Origin of the sequence: Candidatus Pelagibacter sp. HIMB1509, from assembly GCF_052047855.1 — a bacterium.
Taxonomy (GTDB): Bacteria; Pseudomonadota; Alphaproteobacteria; order Pelagibacterales; family Pelagibacteraceae; genus Pelagibacter.
Genome location: NZ_JBNAIU010000001.1, coordinates 264,990 through 288,183 on the forward strand (window position 1 = coordinate 264,990; position 23,194 = coordinate 288,183).

At 30.0% G+C, this 23,194-nt stretch carries 23 protein-coding genes; 21 read left to right on the top strand and 2 right to left on the bottom strand.

The genetic code is table 11. From position 1 onward, the window contains the following. Positions 1-140 precede the first annotated feature (140 nt). The 14 genes from ccmC to ACTTBO_RS01455 all read left to right on the top strand — a co-directional run bounded on the left by ccmC (position 141) and on the right by ACTTBO_RS01455 (position 13,358). Entirely contained in the window at positions 141-848 is a 708-nt protein-coding gene (gene ccmC, locus ACTTBO_RS01390) for a heme ABC transporter permease CcmC (protein WP_440655894.1), read from the top strand. After that, positions 845-1,072: a heme exporter protein CcmD gene (locus ACTTBO_RS01395; protein ID WP_440650833.1), complete on the top strand. Its 228-nt coding sequence runs from the start codon at positions 845-847 to the stop codon at positions 1,070-1,072. Before ccmC ends, ACTTBO_RS01395 begins: the two co-directional genes overlap by 4 nt. A gap of 10 nt (positions 1,073-1,082) precedes the next feature. Next, the gene (gene ccmE / locus ACTTBO_RS01400; protein WP_440655896.1) at positions 1,083-1,502 is read left to right on the top strand and encodes a cytochrome c maturation protein CcmE; all 420 of its coding nucleotides are present in this window, start codon (positions 1,083-1,085) and stop codon (positions 1,500-1,502) included. Further along, the gene (locus ACTTBO_RS01405; protein ID WP_440655898.1) at positions 1,503-3,377 is read left to right on the top strand and encodes a heme lyase CcmF/NrfE family subunit; all 1,875 of its coding nucleotides are present in this window, start codon (positions 1,503-1,505) and stop codon (positions 3,375-3,377) included. Further along, positions 3,374-3,892, top strand: coding sequence for a DsbE family thiol:disulfide interchange protein (locus ACTTBO_RS01410; RefSeq protein ID WP_440655900.1), 519 nt, complete (start codon positions 3,374-3,376; stop codon positions 3,890-3,892). The genes ACTTBO_RS01405 and ACTTBO_RS01410 overlap by 4 nt, the downstream gene beginning before the upstream one ends. Next, on the top strand, positions 3,889-4,248 hold the full coding sequence (locus ACTTBO_RS01415; protein ID WP_440655902.1) for a cytochrome c-type biogenesis protein: 360 nt from the start codon (positions 3,889-3,891) through the stop codon (positions 4,246-4,248). Before ACTTBO_RS01410 ends, ACTTBO_RS01415 begins: the two co-directional genes overlap by 4 nt. 6 nt (positions 4,249-4,254) lie before the next feature. Then, complete coding sequence (locus tag ACTTBO_RS01420) at positions 4,255-4,767, top strand: acyloxyacyl hydrolase (protein ID WP_440655904.1); 513 nt, start codon at positions 4,255-4,257, stop codon at positions 4,765-4,767. A 9-nt stretch (positions 4,768-4,776) separates the two neighbouring features. Then, entirely contained in the window at positions 4,777-5,928 is a 1,152-nt protein-coding gene (locus tag ACTTBO_RS01425; RefSeq protein ID WP_440655906.1) for an alpha-hydroxy acid oxidase, read from the top strand. 73 nt (positions 5,929-6,001) lie between these two features. Continuing rightward, positions 6,002-7,165 carry a pyridoxal phosphate-dependent aminotransferase gene (locus ACTTBO_RS01430; RefSeq protein WP_440655908.1) on the top strand — a complete coding sequence of 388 codons (1,164 nt, stop codon included), beginning with the start codon at positions 6,002-6,004 and terminating at the stop codon, positions 7,163-7,165. A gap of 3 nt (positions 7,166-7,168) precedes the next feature. Beyond that, the gene (locus ACTTBO_RS01435) at positions 7,169-8,665 is read left to right on the top strand and encodes an FAD-linked oxidase C-terminal domain-containing protein (protein ID WP_440655910.1); all 1,497 of its coding nucleotides are present in this window, start codon (positions 7,169-7,171) and stop codon (positions 8,663-8,665) included. Further along, positions 8,631-9,896 carry an FAD-binding protein gene (locus ACTTBO_RS01440; protein ID WP_440655912.1) on the top strand — a complete coding sequence of 422 codons (1,266 nt, stop codon included), beginning with the start codon at positions 8,631-8,633 and terminating at the stop codon, positions 9,894-9,896. The genes ACTTBO_RS01435 and ACTTBO_RS01440 overlap by 35 nt, the downstream gene beginning before the upstream one ends. Next, a complete protein-coding gene (gene glcF / locus ACTTBO_RS01445; RefSeq protein WP_440655914.1) occupies positions 9,896-11,185 on the top strand; it encodes a glycolate oxidase subunit GlcF in 1,290 nt (429 codons plus the stop codon). The genes ACTTBO_RS01440 and glcF overlap by 1 nt, the downstream gene beginning before the upstream one ends. A gap of 7 nt (positions 11,186-11,192) precedes the next feature. Continuing rightward, on the top strand, positions 11,193-12,146 hold the full coding sequence (locus ACTTBO_RS01450) for a 2-hydroxyacid dehydrogenase (protein ID WP_075505843.1): 954 nt from the start codon (positions 11,193-11,195) through the stop codon (positions 12,144-12,146). A gap of 6 nt (positions 12,147-12,152) precedes the next feature. Further along, positions 12,153-13,358: an MFS transporter gene (locus ACTTBO_RS01455; RefSeq protein WP_440655916.1), complete on the top strand. Its 1,206-nt coding sequence runs from the start codon at positions 12,153-12,155 to the stop codon at positions 13,356-13,358. On the opposite strand, the gene ACTTBO_RS01460 is transcribed toward ACTTBO_RS01455, so the two are convergent. Continuing rightward, positions 13,355-14,386 (bottom strand): GAF domain-containing protein, encoded by a 1,032-nt coding sequence (locus ACTTBO_RS01460; RefSeq protein WP_440655918.1) that lies wholly within the window; start codon positions 14,384-14,386, stop codon positions 13,355-13,357. The genes ACTTBO_RS01455 and ACTTBO_RS01460 overlap by 4 nt on opposite strands. A 200-nt stretch (positions 14,387-14,586) precedes the next feature. Between ACTTBO_RS01460 and ACTTBO_RS01465 the strand changes: the two genes are divergently transcribed. The 6 genes from ACTTBO_RS01465 to ACTTBO_RS01490 all read left to right on the top strand — a co-directional run bounded on the left by ACTTBO_RS01465 (position 14,587) and on the right by ACTTBO_RS01490 (position 21,139). Then, positions 14,587-15,648 carry an NAD(P)-dependent alcohol dehydrogenase gene (locus tag ACTTBO_RS01465; RefSeq protein WP_440655920.1) on the top strand — a complete coding sequence of 354 codons (1,062 nt, stop codon included), beginning with the start codon at positions 14,587-14,589 and terminating at the stop codon, positions 15,646-15,648. A 19-nt stretch (positions 15,649-15,667) separates the two neighbouring features. After that, on the top strand, positions 15,668-17,206 hold the full coding sequence (locus ACTTBO_RS01470; RefSeq protein ID WP_440635396.1) for an extracellular solute-binding protein: 1,539 nt from the start codon (positions 15,668-15,670) through the stop codon (positions 17,204-17,206). 72 nt (positions 17,207-17,278) lie between these two features. Continuing rightward, complete coding sequence (locus tag ACTTBO_RS01475; protein WP_075505839.1) at positions 17,279-18,142, top strand: carbohydrate ABC transporter permease; 864 nt, start codon at positions 17,279-17,281, stop codon at positions 18,140-18,142. Positions 18,143-18,145: 3 nt separating this feature from the next. Beyond that, positions 18,146-18,994 carry a carbohydrate ABC transporter permease gene (locus ACTTBO_RS01480; protein ID WP_075505838.1) on the top strand — a complete coding sequence of 283 codons (849 nt, stop codon included), beginning with the start codon at positions 18,146-18,148 and terminating at the stop codon, positions 18,992-18,994. Continuing rightward, positions 18,994-20,073 carry an ABC transporter ATP-binding protein gene (locus tag ACTTBO_RS01485; RefSeq protein WP_440655922.1) on the top strand — a complete coding sequence of 360 codons (1,080 nt, stop codon included), beginning with the start codon at positions 18,994-18,996 and terminating at the stop codon, positions 20,071-20,073. The genes ACTTBO_RS01480 and ACTTBO_RS01485 overlap by 1 nt, the downstream gene beginning before the upstream one ends. Then, entirely contained in the window at positions 20,066-21,139 is a 1,074-nt protein-coding gene (locus tag ACTTBO_RS01490) for an ABC transporter ATP-binding protein (protein ID WP_440655924.1), read from the top strand. The genes ACTTBO_RS01485 and ACTTBO_RS01490 overlap by 8 nt, the downstream gene beginning before the upstream one ends. Before the next feature lie 43 nt (positions 21,140-21,182). Here the strand turns inward: ACTTBO_RS01490 and ACTTBO_RS01495 are convergent, their stop codons facing one another. After that, on the bottom strand, positions 21,183-22,310 hold the full coding sequence (locus tag ACTTBO_RS01495) for a HupE/UreJ family protein (protein WP_440655926.1): 1,128 nt from the start codon (positions 22,308-22,310) through the stop codon (positions 21,183-21,185). Between ACTTBO_RS01495 and ACTTBO_RS01500 the strand changes: the two genes are divergently transcribed. After that, entirely contained in the window at positions 22,270-23,094 is an 825-nt protein-coding gene (locus tag ACTTBO_RS01500) for a DUF4198 domain-containing protein (protein ID WP_440655928.1), read from the top strand. The two genes, ACTTBO_RS01495 and ACTTBO_RS01500, sit on opposite strands and share 41 nt — an antisense overlap. Positions 23,095-23,194 lie beyond the last annotated feature (100 nt).

Below are 23,194 nucleotides of genomic sequence, written 5' to 3' on the forward strand. Positions count from 1 at the left end.
AGGCCACACTAATTTTTTATAAAATAGTCATATTCTGATCAAGAGTGTTAAAAGTTAATCTTTATTATCTCCCCCTCTTCATTCTTGATCAGATAAATATTCACAATAGTATTTTTAAAATAAATCTTTAAATTACGGATATGTTTAAATTTTTAGAGCCAAATAAAATTTTTCAAATTACTTCGAAAGCACCAAAATATGTTTTATTTTTATTTGTTGTTGTTCTGTCTGTTGGATTAGTTGAAGCACTTATATTGTCTCCAGAAGATTACAAGCAGAGTGACGCTGTTAGAATTATGTATGTTCATGTTCCTGCCGCATGGATTTCTCTTGGAATTTTCTCTTCGATAACTGTTTTGTCAATTTCAGGATTTATTTTTAAAAACAAAAATTTTTTTTTAATATCTAAAAGTCTAGCACCATCAGGTTTTGTTTTTAACATTATTGCTTTGGTTACGGGTTCTATTTGGGGAAAACCTACTTGGGGTACATGGTGGGCTTGGGATGCGAGGATTACTTCGATGTTAATTTTAGCTCTATTTTATGCTCTTTACCTAATCTCTTGGAGAATTTATGAAAATGATGAAAAAGTATTTAAAATCTCAACCTTTATTACCATTCTTGGAATTATTAATGTGCCAATAATTAAGTACTCTGTTGATTGGTGGAATACACTTCACCAACCTGCCTCAATAAATATCTTGTCTAAAAGCTCAATTCATTCATCAATGCTTTATCCATTATTGATAATGACTGCGGCATTTGCTCTATTTTCGTTGTTAATTTTCTTAATGAAATATAATACAGAACTGATAAAAATTAAAAATAAAGGTTTAGATAGACTATGATTAACGACTTATTATTTATGAATGGATATGCAGTGTATGTATTATCTGCATTTGGTTTTACTTTATTAAGTTTCCTAAGTTTATATTTAGTAACAAAAGTTCAATTTATTAGAGAACAAAATAAATTTGTTGCTAAATTTGGATCACTTAACACTGAACAAGCTAATTCTGCAAAATCACAAAGAATAAATAAAGAAATTTTAGCTGACGCAACAAACAACTAATTTTTGATCGATGTATGGTCGAAAAGTTAAGTTAAGATTTCTATTTGTTTCGACTATTTTATCAATTTTAATATTAACTGTTTTTTTAGTTCTAAAATCTTTAGAAGAAAACGTAGTTTATTTTCAATCTCCTTCAGAGATTAAGTCATTAACTGAGCTGACAAATAATAAAATCAGAGTAGGTGGAATGGTTAAAAAAAATTCTATTAGTATGAATTCTAATGAAGTGAATTTTATTATTACAGACTTTAAAAATGAGATTAATGTTACTTATTCAGGCGCTGTCCCAAATTTATTTGAAGAAGGAAAGGGAGTTGTAGCCGAAGGTGTTTTGAAAGACAGAAATTTCTTTTCAGCAACAAAAATTTTAGCAAAGCATGATGAAAATTATATGCCCCCAGAGGTTAAAGCTGCATTGGAGGAAAATTAATTGATTTATAGCGTTGTTGGATATTACGCACTAATTTTAGGATTAATTAGTGGTTCAATTTTGATTTATTTTTCAGTTCAAAATTTTAGAAATTCAGAAATTTTGGATACTAAAATATTATCATTATCATTTTTACAATTATTTTTTGTTGTTATTAGTTTTTTTGGTTTAGTTTTATCTTTTGTAGTTTCAGATTTTAGTAATGAAACTGTATTTAATAATTCTCATACTACTAAACCTTTATTTTACAAGATTACAGGAACTTGGGGAAACCATGAAGGTAGTTTGTTATTATGGTTGTTGGTTTTAACATTATTTATTTTTATTTTTTTATTAAGAACAAATAATCAATCAATAAAATACAAAACTCTAACAACAATATTTCAGCAGATTATAATTATTGGTTTTTTTATATTTTTATTAAAAACTTCTAATCCATTTAATTACTTGTTCCCAATTCCTGAAGAAGGTTTAGGTTTAAATCCAATCTTACAAGATCCCGCATTAGCAATTCATCCACCTGTTTTATATTTAGGCTATGTTGGTTCATCAATAATATTTTCCTCTGCACTAGCAGCCACAACTTTAAAAATGATTTCAGGAAGCTGGGCAACTCATATAAAAAAATGGACTTTAGTTTCTTGGATATTTTTGACATTGGGAATTTTACTAGGTTCTATTTGGGCTTATTATGAGCTTGGATGGGGAGGATTTTGGTTTTGGGATCCAGTGGAAAATGTATCTCTTATGCCTTGGTTAGCACTAACCACATTATTACATTGTATATTAGTTCTGGAGAAAAAATCGATTTTAACTTCTTGGGTTATAATTTTATCTATAGCTACATTTACACTCAGTATGTGTGGAACTTTCTTAGTTAGATCAGGTATCCTTAATTCAGTTCATACTTTCGCTAACGATCCTGAAAGAGGTTTATTTATATTAATATTTTTGTTTGTTCTAATTTTTATTTCTTTATTTATTTTTTTCTTTTTTCATAAAGAGGATCAAAAGAATTCAATAAATCTTTTTTGGTTAAGTAAAGAAAGTGCAATTATATTGAATAATTGGTTCATGATGTATTTTTTATCTGTGGTTTTAATAGGTACAGTGTATCCAATTTTTTTAGATGTAATTTCTTCTGAAAAAATATCAGTCGGCCCTCCATTTTATCATAAACTTATTATCCCTTTCCTAATTCCATTTTTAATCGCTATGGCAATCGGACCCCAATTGAAATGGATTAAATCTAACTTAGAAAGTAAAAAAATCCTTGTATTTTTATTATTTATATCGATTTTAATATCTTATTTAATTGTTAAGAATTTTGATAAGAATTTACTAGTAAACACTATTTTAATCTCAAGCGCATTCTATTTGTTCTTTATTACTGTAAGGGATTTTTTTACAAAAAAATTTAAAAACATTTCTCAAAATATTGCTCACTTTGGATTTAGTTTATTTATTTTAAGTATTTTATTTAATAATTTACTTTCTAGCGAAGTAATAACAAATCTTAAAATTGGTGAAAGTTATGAAAATTCAAAAATTAAAATTACACTTGAAAATGTAAACCAGAAAAGTAAAAAAAATTACATCTCAGTAGTAGCAAATTTTAAAATAATTTCTTCAGATGGAAAAATTAACAAAATGTCTCCAGAGTTAAGAATTTATAATCAGCCAAATATAGTAACTAGTGAAGCTGATATCAAAACTACTCTGATGAAAGATAAATTTATTGTCATAAACTTGGTACAAAATCAGGAATATTTTAATGTTAGATATCAAGACAAACCTTTCATGCTTTGGATATGGGTATCAGTTTTATTATTAAGTATGGGAGGAATATTAAGTTTGTTTAGAAAGAGAATATGAAAGATAAATTAATACCTTCAATAATAATAATTTTTTTTTTAATTATTTTTCTAATATTTTATAAAGGTTTACAGGAAACAAACATCTATACCCCTAAGTCAGAAATAAAAAAAGATATTCCAATTTTTTCTAGTATTTATTTTGATAGCAAAGAAAATGTTAACTCATCAGAAATATTTAATTCAAATAAATTTTATTTATTAAACATATGGGCCTCTTGGTGTGTACCCTGCAGACAAGAACATTCTTATTTAATGAGATTAAGTGAAAACAATAAAGTAACTTTAATTGGATTAAATTATAAAGATAATTTTAACAATGCTCGAAATTTTCTAACAAAATTGGGAAATCCATACGAAACAATATTATTAGATGAAGATGGTACAATTTCAATTGAGTGGGGAGCATATGGTGTGCCAGAAACTTTTTTAATTTATAAAAATAAAATAGTTGCAAAATACATTGGACCATTAAATGAAAAATTAATTAACGAAATTAACTCAATAATAAAATGAGAATTTTAAAAATTATTTTAGTTATTTTATTATTAATTCCAAATTTATCATTTGCTGATGATCTGATTGAAAGAAATAAAATTACCAAAAATTTAAGATGTCTAATTTGTCAGGGTCAATCTGTGTATGATTCAGATTCTGATTTTGCTAATAGTATGAAAATTTTAGTTGATAAAAAACTCGAGGAAGGATTGTCTGAAAACCAAATTTATGATTTTTTTAAAGAAAAATATGGTGAATGGATTTTTTATGATCCTGGTTTAAATAAAAATACTTATATTCTTTGGTTATTGCCAATATTGATATTTTTACTTGGAGGTGCAATAATCTTTAAAAAACTAAAATTTAAAAATTAATCCAAAATGTATTTAAAAAAAATTCTAACTTTGTTTACATTTATAGCATTTACATTTTCATCAAATGCAGAGGAGACTAAACAAAGAGATCTAAATACAGAATTTAATGTTTACACAGGAATGTTTGATTTTAGTGATGATGGAAAAAAATCAACTTTAATAGGTTTTCAGCATCAAAATGAAAACCTAAACAGAGATACTTTTCTGGGAAATTTATCGCCAATAACTGGCGCTCTTATTACAGCAGATAATGCAGCTTATGTTTATACAGGAGTAGAGGCACAATATAAAATAGGGTCTTTAAATTTTAACCCAAGTTTTGCTCCTGGGTTATATCATGAGGGCGATGGAAAAGATTTAGGCCATGTTTTAGAATTTAAATCTGAGTTACAAATTTCTTTAGATTTGTCCGAGAGTAGTCAATTTGGTTTTTCATACAACCACTTATCTAATGCTAGTCTAGGAAGTAAAAATCCTGGGGCAAATAGTTATATGTTTAATTTCTTTAAAAGCTTCTAATACACTTTTATGAATTTGAATGATTGCTATAATTTTGATGACTTTAGAAAATTAGCCAAGAAGAAACTACCAGCACCAATATTTCATTACATTGATGGAGGCGCTGATGATGAAATAACTTTAAACAGAAATACAGATTCGTTTAACGACTGTGATTTGGTTCCTAATATTTTAAATAGTGTTGGAGAGCCAGATTTATCCACGACAGTTTTTGGAAGAAAAATAGATATGCCACTATTTTTGTCTCCTACAGCAATGCAAAGCTTGTATGATCCGGAAGGTGATAAAGCTTCTGCAAGAGCAGCAGAAAAATTTAATACGATTTATAGCATGTCAACAATGGCATCATTTTCTATAGAAGAAGTTGCAAATATTTCTAGTGGTCCAAAACTTTTTCAGCTTTATATCCATAAGGATAAATCAATTACTGATGATTTAATTGATAGATGTAGCAGAGCAAATTTTGACGGTATGTGTATTACTGTTGATACTTTAGTTGCTGGTAACAGAGAAAGAGATCATAGAACTGGTTTTACTACTCCACCTAAATTTACATTAGATAGTTTATTAAGTTTTGCTATGAGACCTGGTTGGGTTTTTAAATATTTTACTAATAAAAAATTTGAATTAGCAAATATTAAAAACAAAACCGACAAAGGAACAAACATAGCCAAATCAGTAATGGATTATATTAATGAGCAATATGATCCTGCTATGAATTGGAAAGATGCAGAATACTGTATTAAAAAATGGAATAAGCCTATGGCTTTAAAAGGTGTGATGTCTGTTGAAGATGCAAAGAGAGCAATTGACATAGGTTGTACGGCGATAATGATTTCTAATCATGGTGGAAGACAATTGGATGGATCTAGGTCACCTTTTGATCAAGTTAAAGCAATTTCAGATGCAGTAGGTGACAAGTTAGAAATTATTCTTGATGGTGGAGTAAGAAGAGGAACACATGTTCTAAAAGCTCTTGCTGCTGGTGCAACTGCTTGTAGTTTTGGAAAAGCTTTTCTTTTTAGTTTAGGTGCTGGAGGACAAAAAGGTGTTGAAAGATTACTAGAGAACATGCAAAAAGAAATTAGAAGAAATATGATTTTGATGGGCTGTAAATCCGTAAAAGATCTTGATGCATCAAAAATAATCTACAGAAATTAAGATAAAATAAGGAAATTCAAATTTTATCTTAATAGACAATCAACTTAATTTATGTATATTTTCCAACTTTATTATGAAACTAGCAGCATCACTTAATAGACTTGGAACAGAGAGTGCTTTTTCAGTTTTAGCAGAAGCTAAAAAATTAGAGGCACAAGGAAACCCAATGATACATCTTGGGTTGGGTCAGCCAGATTTTAAAACACCCAAACATGTAGTTGAAGCTGCAAAGAAAGCTTTAGACGATGGTCATCATGGATACGTTCTTTCGAACGGAATTTTAGAGTGCAGACAAGCGGTTACTAGATGGATCAAAAAAAGATATAATACTGAAGTAGATCCAGAAAGAATTATTATAATGCCAGGTGGTAAACCTACAATGCATTATGCAATACAGTGTTTTGGTGAGCCAGGAGCTGAAATTATTCATCCAACACCAGCTTTTCCTATTTATGAGTCTATGATTAATTATACAGGCTCTACTGCTGTACCTTACGATTTAACAGAAGATAAAGATTTAAAATTTAGTGCAGATAAAATTTTATCTTTAATCACTGAAAAGACTAGATTGTTAATTTTAATTAACCCTAACAACCCAACTGGAAGTTTTGTTGAGAAGTCTGAAATTGATAAATTAGCAGAGGGTTTAAAAAAACATCCGCATGTTACAATCCTAAGTGATGAAATTTACAGTAGACAAATATTTGACAATAAAGAAATGCCAACATTCTTTAATTATCCAGAGTTAAGAGACAGACTAATTGTTTTAGAAGGTTGGAGTAAAGCTTACTCAATGACAGGATGGAGACTTGGTTGGAGTTTTTGGCCAGAGCAATTAATTGAACATATAAATAAACTATTAATCAATAGTGTATCTTGTGTTAATGCTGCAGCTCAATTTGCAGGAATAGCAGCACTTGATGGACCAGACGATTCAATTGATTTGATGATGGAAAAATTCACACAAAGAAGAAAACTAATTCATGAAGGATTAAATAGTTTACCTGGAGTAGAATGCAGTTTGCCAGGGGGAGCATTTTACGCATTTCCAAAAGTTATAGGAACTGGAATGGATGGTTCAGAGTTTTGTAAAAGAGCTATGCATGAAGCGGGTGTTGCTATTGTCCCAGGCACAGCATTTGGAAAAACATGCAAAGATTACGTAAGATTTAGCTTTGCTGCATCTCAGGATAACATTTCTAACGCATTGGAAAATATCAAAAAAATGCTAGGTTAAGCTATGTCTGAGATAGCTTTACCAAAAGTTGATAGGTCAATAGTAAGCAAAAAAAAAACTATTGTATCAAATCTAAAAAAATTCACTTTAAAAGAAAATGTTTTAAGTGAATTGGATGAGATTAAACCTTATGAAACAGACGCATTAGCAGCATATAAGAATCTGCCTTTAGCAGTAGTGCTTCCTGAAAACACAGAGGAAGTTAGTGAAATTTTAAAATATTGTCATCAAGAAAATATAAAAGTTATTCCAAGAGGAGCAGGCACTGGTCTTTCTGGTGGAGCCTTACCATTAAATGATGCCATTATATTAGGTTTAGGAAAATTTAATAAAATTTTAGATATCGATTTTGAAAATAAATGTGTTGTTACGCAACCGGGTGTCACTAACTTGTCTATAACTCATGCAGTTAAACATAAAGGATATTATTATGCACCAGACCCTTCAAGCCAGCTAGCTTGTTCTATAGGTGGGAATGTTGCTGAAAATTCAGGTGGTGTCCATTCACTTAAATATGGAACAACAACAAATAATATACTTGGTGTTGAAATGGTCATGATGGATGGGACCATTTGTAGATTAGGTGGAAAAACTTTAGATCAAGAAGGATATGATTTATTAGGATTAATATGTGGTTCAGAAGGATTGCTAGGGGTAATTACTGAAGTAACTGTAAAAATTTTGAAAAATCCACAAACTGTAAAAGCAGCTTTAATTGGTTTTCCAACAATTGAAGATGGAGGAAATTGCGTAACAGATATTATTTCTTACGGTATTGTGCCTGCTGGAATGGAAATTATGGACAAAGCATTAATAGATGCAACAGAAAAATTTGTTCATGCTGGATATCCAATGAATGCAGAAGTGCTAATGATTGTTGAGTTAGACGGAACAAAGTCTGAAGTAGATGAACTATTTAAAAAAATAAAAGAAATTGCTGAAAAAAATAAATCGAACAGTTTTAAATTAAGTAAATCAGAAAAAGAAAGATTAGGATTTTGGTCTGGAAGAAAAGCTGCATTCCCAGCTTGTGGTGCAATGGCACCAGATTACTATTGTATGGATGGAACAATTCCTAGAGGAAAGTTATCTGTCATACTTAAAGAAATAAGCAGATTATCAAAAAAATATAATTTAGGAGTTGCTAATGGTTTTCATGCAGGAGATGGGAATCTCCATCCATTAATTCTATTTGATGGAAGTGACAAAGAGCAATTGAGGAGAACAGAAGAATTTGGTGCTGAAATTTTAAAAGCTTGTGTAAGAATGGGAGGTGCACTCTCTGGTGAGCACGGAATTGGAATAGAAAAAAGAGAATTAATGTGTGAGGCTTTTAATGATATTGATATCCAGCAACAGCTCAATATTAAAAAATGTTTAGATGAAAAAAATCTTTTAAATCCTGGAAAAGTTTACCCAATTTTAAGAAAATGTGCTGAGGAGGGAAGGGTCCATGTTCACCGAGGTGAAGAAAAATTCCCAGATCTTCCAAGATTCTAATCACTTGTTACCAAAAAGTGAACTTGAAGTTTCAAATATAATTAAAGAAGCTTATAAAAAGAAATTTCCAATTGATATTCACGGATCAAATTCAAAAAAATTTATAGGTTACAATGTTCAGGCTGCTAAAAGTTTAGATCTATCAAGTTTAAATGGAATAATTGAGTATTTACCAGAAGAACTTTATATTAAAGTAAAACCAGGAACTTTACTGGAAGACGTTGAAAATGCTTTAGAAAAAAACAACCAAGAGCTTTCTTTTGAACCAACTGATTTTGGATATATAAAAAATGGAAAATCAAATAAAGGAACTGTAGGTGGTTGTGTTGCTTGTAATTTTGCAGGATCAAGAAGATTTAAATCAGGCAGTGTCAGAGATTTTGTTTTAGGATTTAGAGGTGTTAATGGAAAAGGAGATATTATAAAATCTGGTGGAACGGTTGTTAAAAATGTTACTGGTTATGATTTATCAAAATTAGTTAGTGGATCTTTTGGAACATTAGTTGCATTGACAGAAATAACTTTGAAGATTTCTGCAAAGAAACCTTCACAAAATACAATTGTTATCTATGAAAATAATCCAAAAGTTATTTCTAAATTATTTCAAAAAGTACTTAGTTCTAGTAATGAAATTTCAGGTGCTGTTTATATTCCAGATGAACCACAAAATAAAAAATTTGATTTAAATAAAAATAAAGCATTTAAGTTTAATGATTTAGATCAAGAGGGTTCATTTTTTGCTTTAAGAGTTGAAGGTGACAAAAATTCAATAAAAGAGAGAATAAAAGATATTACAAATGAATTAGATTTAAAAAATTATAAAACATCTAACTTAGACCCTCATCAATCCCCCCTTTTTTGGAAGAGTGTAAATAGTTTGCAATTATTTTCTGAAACAAAAAATAATTTACTAAGAGCAGTGGTACCTCCAGCAAATTGTGAACAAGTTATGAATAATTTAAAAAATAAATTTAAATATTTTATAGATTGGTCTGGTTCATTATTTTGGATAGAGGTTGCAACTAAAGAAGATGAGAAATTAAGAGAAATCAAAAAAATCATTCTTCAAAATAATGGTTATTTAACAATAATAAAGAAATCTGAGGATTTTGATTTTTCAGAAAAAATATTCACTATCGATGAAACTAAATTAATGATTTCCAAGAAAATTAAAGAAAGTTTTGATCCAAAAGGATTATTTAATCCTGGTAAAATGTATAAGGATTTTTAATGCAAACAAATTTTTCAGAAACACAGCTCAAAGATAAAGACAATCAGTCTTCAGAAAAAATATTTAAAAAATGTGTTCATTGCGGAATGTGCAATGCAACATGTCCGACTTATGGAATTTTAGGAGATGAATTAGATGGTCCAAGAGGAAGAATTTACCTTATTAAAGATATGTTGGAAAATAATAAGAAACCAACTGAAAAAGTGGTTAAACATATTGATAGATGTCTTTCTTGTTACAGCTGTATGACCACATGTCCAGCTGGTGTAAATTATATGCATTTAATTGACCATGGAAAAAAATATATTGAAAAAAATTATGAGAGATCTTTTTTTGATAAATCAATAAGATATTTTTTATCTATTACATTGCCAAATACAAAAGTATTTCGGCTTTCAAGTTTATTAGTTAAATTATCAAAACCATTTAAATTTTTAATGCCATCAAAATTGAAGGACATGATGGAATTAATGCCTGTCAGTTTTCCAAAAAAAACTTTACCTAATAAAGAAATTTATAAAGCTACAGGAAAGAAAAAAATCGCCAGAGTTGCGTTATTAACTGGATGTGTTCAAAAAGAAATTTCGCCACAAATTAATGAAGCCACAATAAGATTGCTAAATCGACATGGAGTTGAGGTTGTGGTGCCAAAAAAAATTCGTTGCTGTGGATCTTTAAACCATCATCTTGGAAAAGAGGAAGATGCCCACCAAGATTTCAAAAATAATATAAATACTTGGTATGAAGAACATCAAAAGGGAAATTTAGACGCAATTTTATCTAATACATCGGGTTGTGGTACTACCATGAAGGATTATGGTTTTATTTTTAGAAATGACAAAGAATTTAGTAAAAAAGCTAAAGTCATATCAGGTCTCACCAGAGATATTTCAGAATATATTTTTGAAAGTTTAAAACTAAATATAAAATCAAAAGGAAAGAAATATAAAGTTGCTTATCATTCTGCATGTTCAATGCAGCATGGTCAAAAAGTTCATTCACAACCAATTGAATTACTTGAAAAAACAAATAATGAAATAATGGAAATTCCTGAAGGACATATTTGTTGTGGATCAGCTGGAACTTATAATATTTTACAATCAAAAATTGCAAAACAACTATTAAAAAATAAGGTAAATAATATAGAAAGTTTAAATCCTGACTTTATTTCAACAGGAAATATTGGTTGTATTACCCAAATTTCTCATGGTACTAAAGTCCCAATTTTACATACAATTGAAGTTTTGGATTGGTACACAGGCGGTCCCAAACCTGAAATTTTAAAATAGGGGTTTTATGAAAAAAATTTTAATTACTAGAAGACTGATCCGAGAGAGCGAAGATAAAGCATCAAAATTATTTGAAGCTAAATTTAATTCAAATGATGAACTTTATTCACAATCAAAGATTATTGAAATGAGTGAAGGATGCGATGGAATTTTATCATCTTTAACTGAAAAATTAGATGCTGATACAATAAATAAACTTCCAGATAGTATTAAAATAATTTCAAATTTTGCAGTTGGATTTGGAAACATTGATTTAGATGCTGCTAAAAAAAGAGGTATTGCTGTCACTAATACACCAGAGGTTTTATCAGATGCTACAGCTGAAATAGGAATATTACTTATATTAGGAGCTTGTCGAAGAGCATCAGAAGGAATCGAGTCTGCTCGTGAGGGTGGATGGAAATGGTCTGCAGATTATTTAATTGGAAAACAGTTAACAGGAACCAGATTAGGAATTCTAGGTATGGGTCGTATCGGTCAAAAGATTGCGAATATTGCTAAATCTTTAGGCATGGTTATTCATTATCATAATCGTTCAAAGTTAAGTGAGGATAAAGAGCAGGGTGCAATTTATCATGATAGTATAAAAAGTCTTTTTTCAGTTTCAGATGTTTTATCTATCTGTTGTCCAGCTACAAAGGAAACAGAAAACCTAATAAATAAAGAGACAGTTGAGTATTTCCCTAAAGGTGCTGTGATAACAAATGTTGCTCGAGGTGATATAGTTGATGATGAAGCTTTGATTGATGCATTGAATAGAAGAAAAATTTATGCTGCAGGATTAGATGTTTATAAAAATGAACCAAACTTAAATCCTGGTTATTTAAAAATCCCGAGTGTTTTTGTTTTGCCTCATTTAGGAAGCGCTACAAAAGATACTAGAATTGCAATGGGAAATTTAGCAATAGACAATATAGAAGAATTTTTTAGAACTGGTAATTGCGTTAATAAAGTTAACTAAATTTTAATGAATAAACCTGTTCTAGCTAAATCGAAAGCTATTATAATTTTTTTAGTTTTTGCTTTAGGATATTTTATTTCTACTCTCTTAAGAGCAATAACTGCAACAATTTCACCTGAATTAGTAAATGAATTTAATCTTTCTGCAGGAGAGCTTGGATTATTAGGTGGCGGATATTTTCTAGGATTCGCAAGTGTACAAATCCCTTTAGGCTATATGCTAGACATGAGAGGTCCAAGAAAAATTGTTTCATACTTTTTGTCATTAACCATTGTTGGTTTATTAATATTTGCTTTCGCTCAGAATTTTTTAACTCTTTTAGTATCTAGAATAATTATAGGAGTTGGTGTTGGAGCTTGTTTAATGGGGCCTTTGACAGCTTATCGGATTTGGTATCAAGATGAAACCCAACAACGTGCAAACTCATGGATGTTAATGGTTGGTGCAATTGGTATGTTGTCATCAAGTTTACCAGTTCAATTTTTCTTACCTATAATTGGTTGGAGAAATATATTTTTGCTTTTAGCTTTCATAACTTTGGTTTGTATAATTTTGATAATTATTTTTATCCCTCAGTGGACTTCAAAAGGTAATCAGAAAAACGATGATGCAAAATTGAGTATAGTTTGGCAAAATCAATTCTTCAGAAGTGTTATTCCAATGGGTTTTTTTAGCACTGGAGGATTATTTGCTATCCAAACACTATGGGCTGGTCCTTGGATGGTAAAAGTATCTGGGTATACACCAGAGGAAAGTGCAAAAGGGTTATTTTTAATTTATTTTTTTATGCTGCTATCATTTTTAATATGGGGATATTTTGTTCCAAAATTTTCAAAGAACGTTAATGGTGCAATCAGATTGTTGAAATATGGTTCACCATTAAGTTTATTGGTATTGGGTGTAATTATTTATCTAGGTCCAAATACAGAGTCAATTCATTGGGCATTATTTATAGTTTCAGCTGTATTTTTGTCCTTAATCCAGCCAGCTGTTGGAATGGCTTTTTCTGTTTCTAATGCAGGTAAAGCTTTAACTTCTTATAATCTATTGATATTTACAGGTGCCTTCTTTCTGCAATGGATAATTGGGCTTATTATAGATTTAGGATTAAGTTTAAACTACTCTGAAATTGTTTCATTTCAATTAGCAATGACTTTTGTACTAATTACGTCATTAACTTCTTATTTATATTTTTTATTAAAAAATAATTAATTTAGATGTTTATAAATTGTAGTTCTAGATACACCCAATTTTCTTGATGCTGCAGAAATATTATTAGTCTCAGTAAAAGTTGATCTAATTAAGATACATTTTTCTCTTTTAATTTTTGTATCCTCACAATTTTTACAAGCGTAAGTTTTGTTTTGTTTGCCAGTTTCTATAAATTTACTTTCTTTAAAATTTTGACTTTTGACCACAAAAACAGATGAACCTAAATGATCTGTTATCTTTAGAGTTTTATTATTTAAGATATCTGATGCAATTGATGAAAATGAAGTTGTAAAAATTTTATTAAAATTTTCATTTTTCAAGTCAACTAGTCCGTTAAGCATAATTTTTGCATTGTTGTTTGCACCCACAATTAATCCATCCCCATTTATTGCCAGCATCCCAACACTAGTTGTAGTTAGATATTCTTGTCTTGGGTGAAAAGAAATAATTAATTCGTTTTCAAATTTTTTAATAAACAATTTGGTTTCGATACTTCTAGTTGCAAGTCTTACTAAAGCTAGCGTATGTTGTTCTCTGGACATCGAATCTGTTGAGGCATCAATAATACCAATAATTTTACCGTCATAATTTATTATTGGACTTGCAAAGCACGAAATATTTTCATGAGCAGTAAAAAAGTGTTCTTTACCTGAAACGATAGTTGGTTTTTTTAGTTCAACAGATAATCCAAGACCGTTTGTTCCACAAATTTTTTCTGCCCAAATTGAACCTGGTATTACTGTTTTACCAACGTCAGTTTGTAAACAAGATTTGTCATAAATTGTATCCAAGACTAATCCTTTCTCATCTGAGTAAGCCACCATAAAATTTGTTCCTGCTATTTGGGAATATAAAAGTTCTAGTTCAGGAATAATTATTCTTCTGATAGTTTCATTTTGCTCTTTTATTTCTTTTAGTTCTATTGATGAAATTACACTTTGTTTAGGATCATTAAACGGATCAAGGCCTTCACTGATACATCTCAACCAACTTTCATTAATATCTTTTCCCATTTCATAAGAGCTCATATTCCTTTTGCGTAGGATATTTCTAAGTTCGCTGTTTGAGTGACTTAAGTTTGACATTTTAAAAGTTTATTTGTTTTTCTAGATACAACAACCAACCACAGGTTGTAATTGTTAACTTTTTGTACACATAAAGATGCCGTTGACTCCATTCTATATCAGAATTTTAATAGTGTTACTTAAATATTAAAGGAGAGATAATAATGAAAGCACAGGTTTTGCATAAATATGACCCTGAAATGAAAGAAAAGGTCTGGGTCACAGGTGAGGAGATGCCAGATCCTAAAATTGAAAAGGCGTCAGACGTTATAGTTAAAATTGGTGCTGCGGGAGTTTGCAGAACTGATTTACATATTATTGAAGGAGTATGGAAACACATCCAAGATCCAGATGGAAAATTATTACCATGTGTAATGGGACATGAAAATGCTGGTTGGGTAGAGGATGTAGGTTCAGACGTTACTGAATTTAAAAAGGGTGATCCTGTAATATTACACCCACTTATTTCTGGAACAGGAGGAACTTGTTTAGATTGTAGAAGAGGTAATGATATGCATGCTGAAGCAGGCGCATTTCCTGGATTAAGTATTAAAGAAGGTGGCTACGCTGAACTATTAAAAACTAGCGTTAGAAATCTAATTAAACTTCCAAAAGTATTAGCGCCTAAAGATGTTGCACCTTTTTCAGATGCAGGTCTTACAGCTTATAGAGTGGTAAAAAAAGCAACAAGACATTTGCTACCTGGTCAGAGCTGTACAATTATTGGTGCAGGAGGTTTAGGTCACATCGCTATTCAATGTTTAAAAGCTATGTGTGCAGCAGATATTATTATTGTTGAAAAATCTGAAACAGCATTGAAACATGCAATGGAACTTGGTGGTGACCACGGAGTTTTAATTGATGGAAACGAAATTGAAAAAGTTCAAGAACTAACAAAAGGAAAAGGTTCTGAAGCTGTAATTGATTTCGTAGGTGAAAAAGGATCTACTGCCATGGGAATTCAAATGACTTCTAATGGTGGTTTTTACTACATAGTTGGATATGGAGAAGAAATTAAATCACTTGCAGTTGATTTAATTATTTCTGAGAAAACAATTGTAGGTAATTTAGTGGGAACGTGGTCTGAATTATATGAATTAATGGAGTTAGCTGACAGAGGTAAAGTTAAGCTCTCTATGCAGGAGTATAGTTTAGACGATGCTAATAAAGCGCTTCATGATCTTAACGACGGTAAGGTTAAGGGACGAGCTGTTTTAGTTCCGTAAAAAAAAAAGAGAGGTGATAATGAAAATAATAAAAACCTGCTTAACGGCTGTAATATCAAGCATGATGATATTTAGCCCTATGGCATATGCTGATAAGTGGAGTGATCAATTCCCACATATCAAGGCAACAGGAGATATTCCAGGTGATTGTTCTTATGAAGAGATGTCTAAGAAAAATTATAAAGGAAAAACTCTTAAAATAAATACTCACGCAATTCCAGTAATGGGAGAGCCAACAGCTCTTCATGCTGAACAGTTTGAAAAATTAACTGGAGCTAAAGTTGAAGTTACTCATACACCAGCAGGTGATTTGTATTCTAAAGCAATGGTTCCTTTTCAAGCTGGACAAGCACCTTACGATATTGTGTTTGGATTTTCTAACTTTATCAATGACTGGAAAAGATATTTAGCACCAGTTCCTAAGAAGTATATGAACTCAACAGAGATGAAAGACGTAACCAAATCTCATATGGGTGTATCATCTTGGGATGGAACTATGTACCAGTATCCAGTTGATGGTGATAGACACTATCTAAAATATAGAAAAGACGTCATTGACAATCCTGAAATGCAAAAAAAATATAAAGCAGAAACAGGAAAAGATCTAAAAGTTCCAACAACTTGGAAAGAATATGCTGAGATGGCAAAATTCTTTAATGGTTGGGACTGGGACGGAGATGGTGAGTTAGAATATGGTTCAGCAGAAGTTATGAAAAAAGATGACTTAATGTTCGCAGCTTTTTTCAGCAGATCAGTTGCATATGCTAAAAATCCAAGAACTCCAGGTGGTTTCTTTTTTGATTTAGAAACTATGAAACCAAACATTAATAATCCAGGTTTCGTTGAAGCTTTAACTGATTGGGTTGAAGCTACTAAATATGTTCCTCCAGGGGGAACTAACTTTGGTCTAGGTGACGAAATCGGATCATTTGGTGGTGGACAAACTTTATTTAGTTTTTCATGGGATGATGCATTTATTGCAGCGATGCAGGATGATAGCCCTATTAAAAACAAAGTAGGTGCAGCTCCTCTTCCAGGTGCTAACAAAGTTTGGAACAGAGTTTCAAATAGCTGGGAAAACCAATACAACCAAGCTCCATATATTGTTTGGGGTTGGGCAGTTGGTGTTGCTAAGAAAAGTAAAGTAAAAGATATGGCGTTTGATTATCTTTGCTTTTTCTCAAACGGAGCAAACCACCAAGCTGACTTAGCAATTGGTAGATTTGGTGTTAACCCTTTCAAAAACTCTGACTTTGACCCTAATATTTATATTAATAGTATGGGTTGGGATCCAGAGATCGCTAACAGTTACACTCAAACACTTTTAGATATGGAGAAAAGTCAAAATAGAGTTTTCCCTCTAAGAGTTCCAGGTGTATTTGAGTTTACAAGTGCTGTTGCTACAGGAACTTCTAAAGCTTTAGCAGGACAATTGTCTCCTCAAGAAGCATTAGACGAAGTTGCTAAAGAGTGGGAAGCAATTGTAAGCAGAGTAGGTAAAAAAGCAGTAAGAGATGCCTACGCTGTTGGTGTTAAAATGGAAGACAACCAACTATAATAATACTTAATTTATGTGGCCATTTATTAAAATGGCCACATATAAAAAAAATAATATAATCCAACTTTATAAATGAACTTTAAGCATAAATATTTCTTTCTGTTTCCAGGTCTATTTGTGCTTATTGGAATTTTAATTTTTCCAATAATTTTTGTAGTTCGATTAAGTTTATCTGGATGGAATAGTTATAATCCAGGTTTAGATTTTATAGGTATAGAAAACTATATACGACTTTTTACTGATGACCCAAGATTTTGGGAATCTTTTTTTAGATTAAGTTTTTTGTCTGTTACAACAGTAATTCTCCAGTATGTCATTGGATTTGCTCTTGCACATATGGTTTGGAAAGACATTAAATTTAAAAGATTTTTTAGAGTTTTATTTTTAGTACCAATGATGACAACTCCTGTTATCATGACTGTTATTTGGAGAACTTTTTTTCATGAATCTTTAGGACCAGTTAATGATATCTTATCTAATTTTGGTTTATCTCCGAAATGGTTAACAGATCCAGCCTTAGCTAAATTTACAGTAATTATAGTTGAGGTTTGGCAGTGGACACCGTTTATGTTTCTACTTTTATTAGCGGGTTTATTGTCATTACCTAAAGAACCATTTTTAGCTGCTGCAATTGATGGAGCTAGTCCAGTAAGAAAATTTATTTATGTAACTTTTCCACTAATGGCGCCTATATCAATTGGCGCAATAATTATTAGATTAATTGAGGCATCAAAAATTATGGATACTGTTTATGTCCTAACATCAGGAGGGCCAGGCACCTCTACAGAAACGTCAAGTTTTTATATTTTTATAAAAGGGTTAAGAGAGTTTCAAATGGGATATGCAGCCTCGATGTCTTTCACTTATCTAATTATTATGATCATAAGTTTAACAATTATTGCAAAGGTTTTAACTAAATTACTTTTAAAAGAATAAATTATGAGCAAGCTTTATACATTTTTAAAATATTTTTTTATTGTCTTTTGGGCAGTCTTTGTTGTTGCACCTTTTCTTTGGGCGTTAACTACATCGTTTAAAGATTTTCAATCTGTAAATGGGGGAGTTACTTATATACCATGGGTAGATTTTGAACCTAATTTAGAGGGTTGGAAAGTTTTGATAAAATCTCCAGCTAAAGGTGGAGTTGATATAGTAGAACCTTATTTCAATAGTTTATTTGTAACCTGTACTGCAAGTTTAATTAGTATAATTCTTGGCACATTGTCAGCTTATGCTTTATCCAGATACACCTTTAAAGCAGGTTTTGTAAAAAATAATGACATTACATTTTTCTTTATTTCTCAAAGAATTATGCCGCCAATTGTTTTATCAATTCCATTTTTCTTATTTCTAAGTTCAATTAATTTATTAGATAGCCTCGTAGGATTGATTGTAGTTTATATTGTTTTACTGATGCCTATTGCAGTTTGGATTATGGTTGATTTTTTTAATAAAGTTCCAAGAGAAATTGATGAAACAGCTTTGATTGATGGATGTAATCCTTATCAAGCTTTCTTAAAAGTGGTGCTACCTAACTCAATACCAGGATTAATTGTTGCTGGTATGTTTTGTATTATTTTTGGATGGATAGATTTTTTCTTTGCGTTCATTTTAACTTTCACTGAGGTACAGTTGTTACCAGTTAAAATTGTTGCTCTGAACTCATCCGTTACTCCATGGTGGAGTTTGTCAGCATCTGCTCTAGTTTCTGTTGCACCATTAATTATAGTGGCGTTTATAGTCGAGAGATATTTATCTAAAGGAAATCTATCAGGAGCAATTAAATAATGAACTTAATTGCTAATAACTTAACCTATAAACCAAGTGAAGAGTATCATCTAAACGAAGTGTCCTTTAATTTTAAAGAGGGGAATTTATACACAATTCTTGGAAGAACTTTATCAGGTAAAACAACTTTATTAAAAACTATAGCTGGACTTTTAACTCCAGATAGTGGTGCTATTCAATTTGATGGTAAGGATTTTTTAAAGGTTCCAGTTTGGCAAAGAAATGTAGCTATGGTGTATCAACAATTTATTAATTATCCTCATTTAAATGTATTTGAAAATATTGCTTTTCCACTGAGACAAAGAAAAATTGATAATGAAGAAATCAAAAATAAAGTCATGGAATCTCTAAAATCAGTTGGGTTAGTTGGCTATGAAAACAGAAAAATTCAGGAGCTATCTGGTGGTCAGCAACAACGTGTTTCTTTAGCAAGATCATTAGTTAAAAATGCAAAAATATTATTGTTAGATGAGCCTTTAGTTAATTTAGATTACAAATTGAGAGAACAGCTTAGAGAAGAATTTAAGAATTTATTTTCAAAGGGTTTAGCTGATGAAACTATTTTAATTTATTCTACTACAGATCCAAGAGAAACTATGGAATTAAATGGCGAGGTAATTGTTTTAGATGAAGGTAAAGTCTTACAAGTAGGCCCAGCAAAAGAAATATTTGAGAACCCAAGCTCATTAAAGGTTGCTGAAATTTCTAACGACCCACCTATGAATATAATAGAAGCAGAGATATCTAATGATCAAATAAGATTTGAAGGTATTGAAATTAATGCACCTAATCATTTATCAAAGTTAACTGAGAGTGGACTAAAAATTGGTTTAAGATCTTCGGATATTGAACTTAATGAAAATGGCCATGAATTTGAGGTTGAGCTAGCTGAAATTAGTGGTTCTGAAACTTTACTCCATTTAAAAAGAGGAAGTATAAAAATTATTATTTCTATAGAAGAAGTTTTGAACTTTAAAATTCATGACAAGATTAAAATAGATTTTAAAATAGATAGAGCTTATGCATTTGGTGCTGATGGCAAATTAGTATCCTCACCATTTGGAGGAAACAATGGCTAAGATTGATTTAAGTAATATCTCACATTCCTATAACCCTAATGATCCAAATCCAGTTTATGCATTAAATCCATTTTCGATGACTTGGGAGAATGGTAATAGATATGCAATCCTAGGTCCTTCTGGATGTGGAAAAACAACAATGTTAAATATTGTTTCTGGATTAGTAAGACCATCAGCTGGAAAGATATTGTTTGATGATAAGGATGTTACAGATTTAAAAACAGAAGAAAGAAATATTGCTCAAGTTTTTCAGTTTCCAGTAATTTATAACACCATGACAGTTTTTGAAAATCTTGCTTTTCCCCTAAAGTGTAGAGATTTTTCAAAAGCCAAAATAGATGAAAGAGTTAATTCTGTTGCAGAAACTTTAAATTTAAAATCTTTTTTAAACTCTCCTGCACGAAAATTAACAGCAGATCAAAAACAATTGATATCTTTAGGAAGAGGTTTGGTTAGAGAAGATGTTGCAGCGGTTTTAATGGACGAGCCTTTGACTGTTATTGATCCTGATTTAAAATTTAGATTGAGAAGAAATCTAAAAGAAATAAACGAACAATATAAAACTACTTTAGTTTATGTAACACATGATCAAAACGAAGCCATGACATTTGCAGATAATATAATTGTGATGAGTGAAGGAGAAGTTGTGCAAACAGGTTCGCCTAAAGAATTATTTGAAAGACCTAATACAACTTTTGTTGGTTACTTTATTGGTTCACCTGCTATGAATTTATTTGATAGTGAAGCAACTTCGGAAAATACTGTTAAAATAAATAACACGATTATTAAGACGAATACAAATTTGTCTAACTTAAAAAGTAAAAATATAAAATTAGGAATTAGATCTGAGTTTATTAAAATTGCAAAAAATCAAAGTGAAAATCTTGTTGATGTTAATATTCAAAAGGTTGAAGATTTTGGTAATTATAAATTGATTACTGCAAGAATGGATAATTTTGAAATTAAATCTAAAGTTAATAGAGAAACTGAAATTTCAGGTGAAAAAATTAAACTTCATATACCAGCAGAAAAATGCTGTATTTATGAAAACAACAAGTTGATTTAACTTATAGTTATATTTCCTAGTCATTTAATATTTATTAAAGAAATTAAAAAATTCTTTCAATAAACCAATACAATCCAATAAAAGCTATTATTAGTGATAGAGTTTTCGTTATTACTTTATTGTACCAATTTTGTTTTTTAAACGGTAACGCTAGGATTAAATAAGCAATTAAAATTACAGCAATTTGTCCCAATTCCACTCCAATATTAAAAGATATCAAACTTGTTAAAAAAAGATATTCGGGCACTCCTATTTCTGCCAGAACTCCCGCAAAACCTAAGCCATGTAGAAGACCAAATATAAAAATTACAAATGGTCTTGCTTTGTTAATCTTGTTAGTAAATAAATTTTCAAAAGCTACATATGATATTGAAATAGCAATTATCGGCTCAACAACACTTGGTGAAATATTTACGATACCCAGCACACCAAGAATTAATGTTATTGAGTGAGCTATTGTAAAAATTGTAACTTGAAGAATTAGTGGTTTAAATTTTGTGGATAATAAAAATAAAGCTAAAACAAAAAGTATATGGTCTAAGCCTTTAGGCAGAATATGTTCAAATCCAATAATAACATAGTCTGTAATAGTTTTAAAAACACTTGATTGATTTTTATTAATATTAAAGGTTGAAGAAAGATTGCTCTCAATTATTTCAGTATGTAGCTCACCCTGATCAATTGAATTAACACGAAGTATTAGTGACCCAAAGTTTTTATTCCAATGGATTTGATATTTTTCGTCTTGCAAATTCTTAAAATTTATTTCAATGATGCTATCTCTTATAACTTCCAAATCTCCAATGGGAGGAATTGTTATTTTTTCAACTGTTCCAAAATATTTGTTTAAGTCTTTAATTAAATAAATTTCGTTATTGAAATTATCAAATTTTTCATAAAATTTTTCTAATAATTTTTCAGGATTTAATTTTCGATATTCGTCGTATTTTTCAGATTGATTAGAGTCTTTTGTATTTGAATGTCCAGGGTCAATTCCTGCAATAATAGCTTCAAGATTAACTTTTAAATTAAGTATTGCGTAAGTTGTTTTTTCATTTTTTGTTATATCTAAATTTGCTATGTTGGGTCTAAGCTCATGTGCGAAAATAAAACTTATAAACGAAAAATAAATGATAATTCCTTTTAAAAATATATTTTTTAGAGAAGGCATAATATTTTTTTTTCTTATTATTTTTTTTATTTTATTATCAAATAAAGAACTACTAGCACATGAGTCATGGCTAGAAAAGAATTCAAATACAGGTGATAAAACTTTGATAGATATTATGGTGGGTCAAAATTTTAATGGAACACCTTTTGGGTTTTACAGTAAAGAAAAAGAAAAATTATATTTAGACAATAACAATATAATTAAAAATATTGAGCAAAGAGATGGTGATTTTCCAGCTATACAATTAAAACTTGATAACAATTTTTTTAACGTAATTAATTATGAGACAAAATATATTTTTTTAAAATATGATAATATTGAAAAGTTTGAAAACTTTGTTAAAGAACAAGATTTTCTTGATATTTTATCTAGCTACAATGCAAACAAGTTGCCAACAGAAAATTATAAAAGATTTTCAAAAATTTTAATCTCCAATTCTAATGATTTTTTTCAGCAAAGTTCAAAATTAGATTTTGAATTAATCGCACTAAACTCACCCTTTGATAAAAGAAATGAGTTTTTTAAATTTAAACTGCTAAATAATGGAAAACCTCTTGGAAATTTTCAGATAAAAATTTTTACAAAAAATAAGGAAATTTTTAATCAAGAAATTATAAAAACGAAGCCAAATGGCGAAGGACAAATAAGAATTGTGCGTGATAGAGTTTATTTGTTGAGTGCTGTTAATATTTTTAAATCAAACTTTATTCAAAATTTAAAGCTAAAGTCTGATTGGGTATCACATTGGGCAACTTTAGCTTTTTTCCCATCATACAATTATTAATTGAATTATTTATTTAATTATTTCTTTTTTTCGCGAGAATTCTAGGTTTTTTAATTTTAATAGGTTTAGACTCTTTAGAATGATTATGATTAGATGCGCG

What these genes read in the sequence shown, in the direction of transcription:
- ccmC (WP_440655894.1), top strand. Translation starts at nt 141, where the DNA reads ATGTTTAAATTTTTAGAGCCAAATAAAATTTTTCAAATTACTTCGAAA.
- ACTTBO_RS01395 (WP_440650833.1), top strand. Translation starts at nt 845, where the DNA reads ATGATTAACGACTTATTATTTATGAATGGATATGCAGTGTATGTATTA.
- ccmE (WP_440655896.1), top strand. Translation starts at nt 1,083, where the DNA reads ATGTATGGTCGAAAAGTTAAGTTAAGATTTCTATTTGTTTCGACTATT.
- ACTTBO_RS01410 (WP_440655900.1), top strand. Translation starts at nt 3,374, where the DNA reads ATGAAAGATAAATTAATACCTTCAATAATAATAATTTTTTTTTTAATT.
- ACTTBO_RS01415 (WP_440655902.1), top strand. Translation starts at nt 3,889, where the DNA reads ATGAGAATTTTAAAAATTATTTTAGTTATTTTATTATTAATTCCAAAT.
- ACTTBO_RS01420 (WP_440655904.1), top strand. Translation starts at nt 4,255, where the DNA reads ATGTATTTAAAAAAAATTCTAACTTTGTTTACATTTATAGCATTTACA.
- ACTTBO_RS01425 (WP_440655906.1), top strand. Translation starts at nt 4,777, where the DNA reads ATGAATTTGAATGATTGCTATAATTTTGATGACTTTAGAAAATTAGCC.
- ACTTBO_RS01430 (WP_440655908.1), top strand. Translation starts at nt 6,002, where the DNA reads ATGAAACTAGCAGCATCACTTAATAGACTTGGAACAGAGAGTGCTTTT.
- ACTTBO_RS01435 (WP_440655910.1), top strand. Translation starts at nt 7,169, where the DNA reads ATGTCTGAGATAGCTTTACCAAAAGTTGATAGGTCAATAGTAAGCAAA.
- glcF (WP_440655914.1), top strand. Translation starts at nt 9,896, where the DNA reads ATGCAAACAAATTTTTCAGAAACACAGCTCAAAGATAAAGACAATCAG.
- ACTTBO_RS01450 (WP_075505843.1), top strand. Translation starts at nt 11,193, where the DNA reads ATGAAAAAAATTTTAATTACTAGAAGACTGATCCGAGAGAGCGAAGAT.
- ACTTBO_RS01455 (WP_440655916.1), top strand. Translation starts at nt 12,153, where the DNA reads ATGAATAAACCTGTTCTAGCTAAATCGAAAGCTATTATAATTTTTTTA.
- ACTTBO_RS01460 (WP_440655918.1), bottom strand. Translation starts at nt 14,386, where the DNA reads ATGAGCTCTTATGAAATGGGAAAAGATATTAATGAAAGTTGGTTGAGA.
- ACTTBO_RS01465 (WP_440655920.1), top strand. Translation starts at nt 14,587, where the DNA reads ATGAAAGCACAGGTTTTGCATAAATATGACCCTGAAATGAAAGAAAAG.
- ACTTBO_RS01470 (WP_440635396.1), top strand. Translation starts at nt 15,668, where the DNA reads ATGAAAATAATAAAAACCTGCTTAACGGCTGTAATATCAAGCATGATG.
- ACTTBO_RS01475 (WP_075505839.1), top strand. Translation starts at nt 17,279, where the DNA reads ATGAACTTTAAGCATAAATATTTCTTTCTGTTTCCAGGTCTATTTGTG.
- ACTTBO_RS01480 (WP_075505838.1), top strand. Translation starts at nt 18,146, where the DNA reads ATGAGCAAGCTTTATACATTTTTAAAATATTTTTTTATTGTCTTTTGG.
- ACTTBO_RS01485 (WP_440655922.1), top strand. Translation starts at nt 18,994, where the DNA reads ATGAACTTAATTGCTAATAACTTAACCTATAAACCAAGTGAAGAGTAT.
- ACTTBO_RS01490 (WP_440655924.1), top strand. Translation starts at nt 20,066, where the DNA reads ATGGCTAAGATTGATTTAAGTAATATCTCACATTCCTATAACCCTAAT.
- ACTTBO_RS01500 (WP_440655928.1), top strand. Translation starts at nt 22,270, where the DNA reads ATGATAATTCCTTTTAAAAATATATTTTTTAGAGAAGGCATAATATTT.
- ACTTBO_RS01495 (WP_440655926.1), bottom strand. Translation starts at nt 22,310, where the DNA reads ATGCCTTCTCTAAAAAATATATTTTTAAAAGGAATTATCATTTATTTT.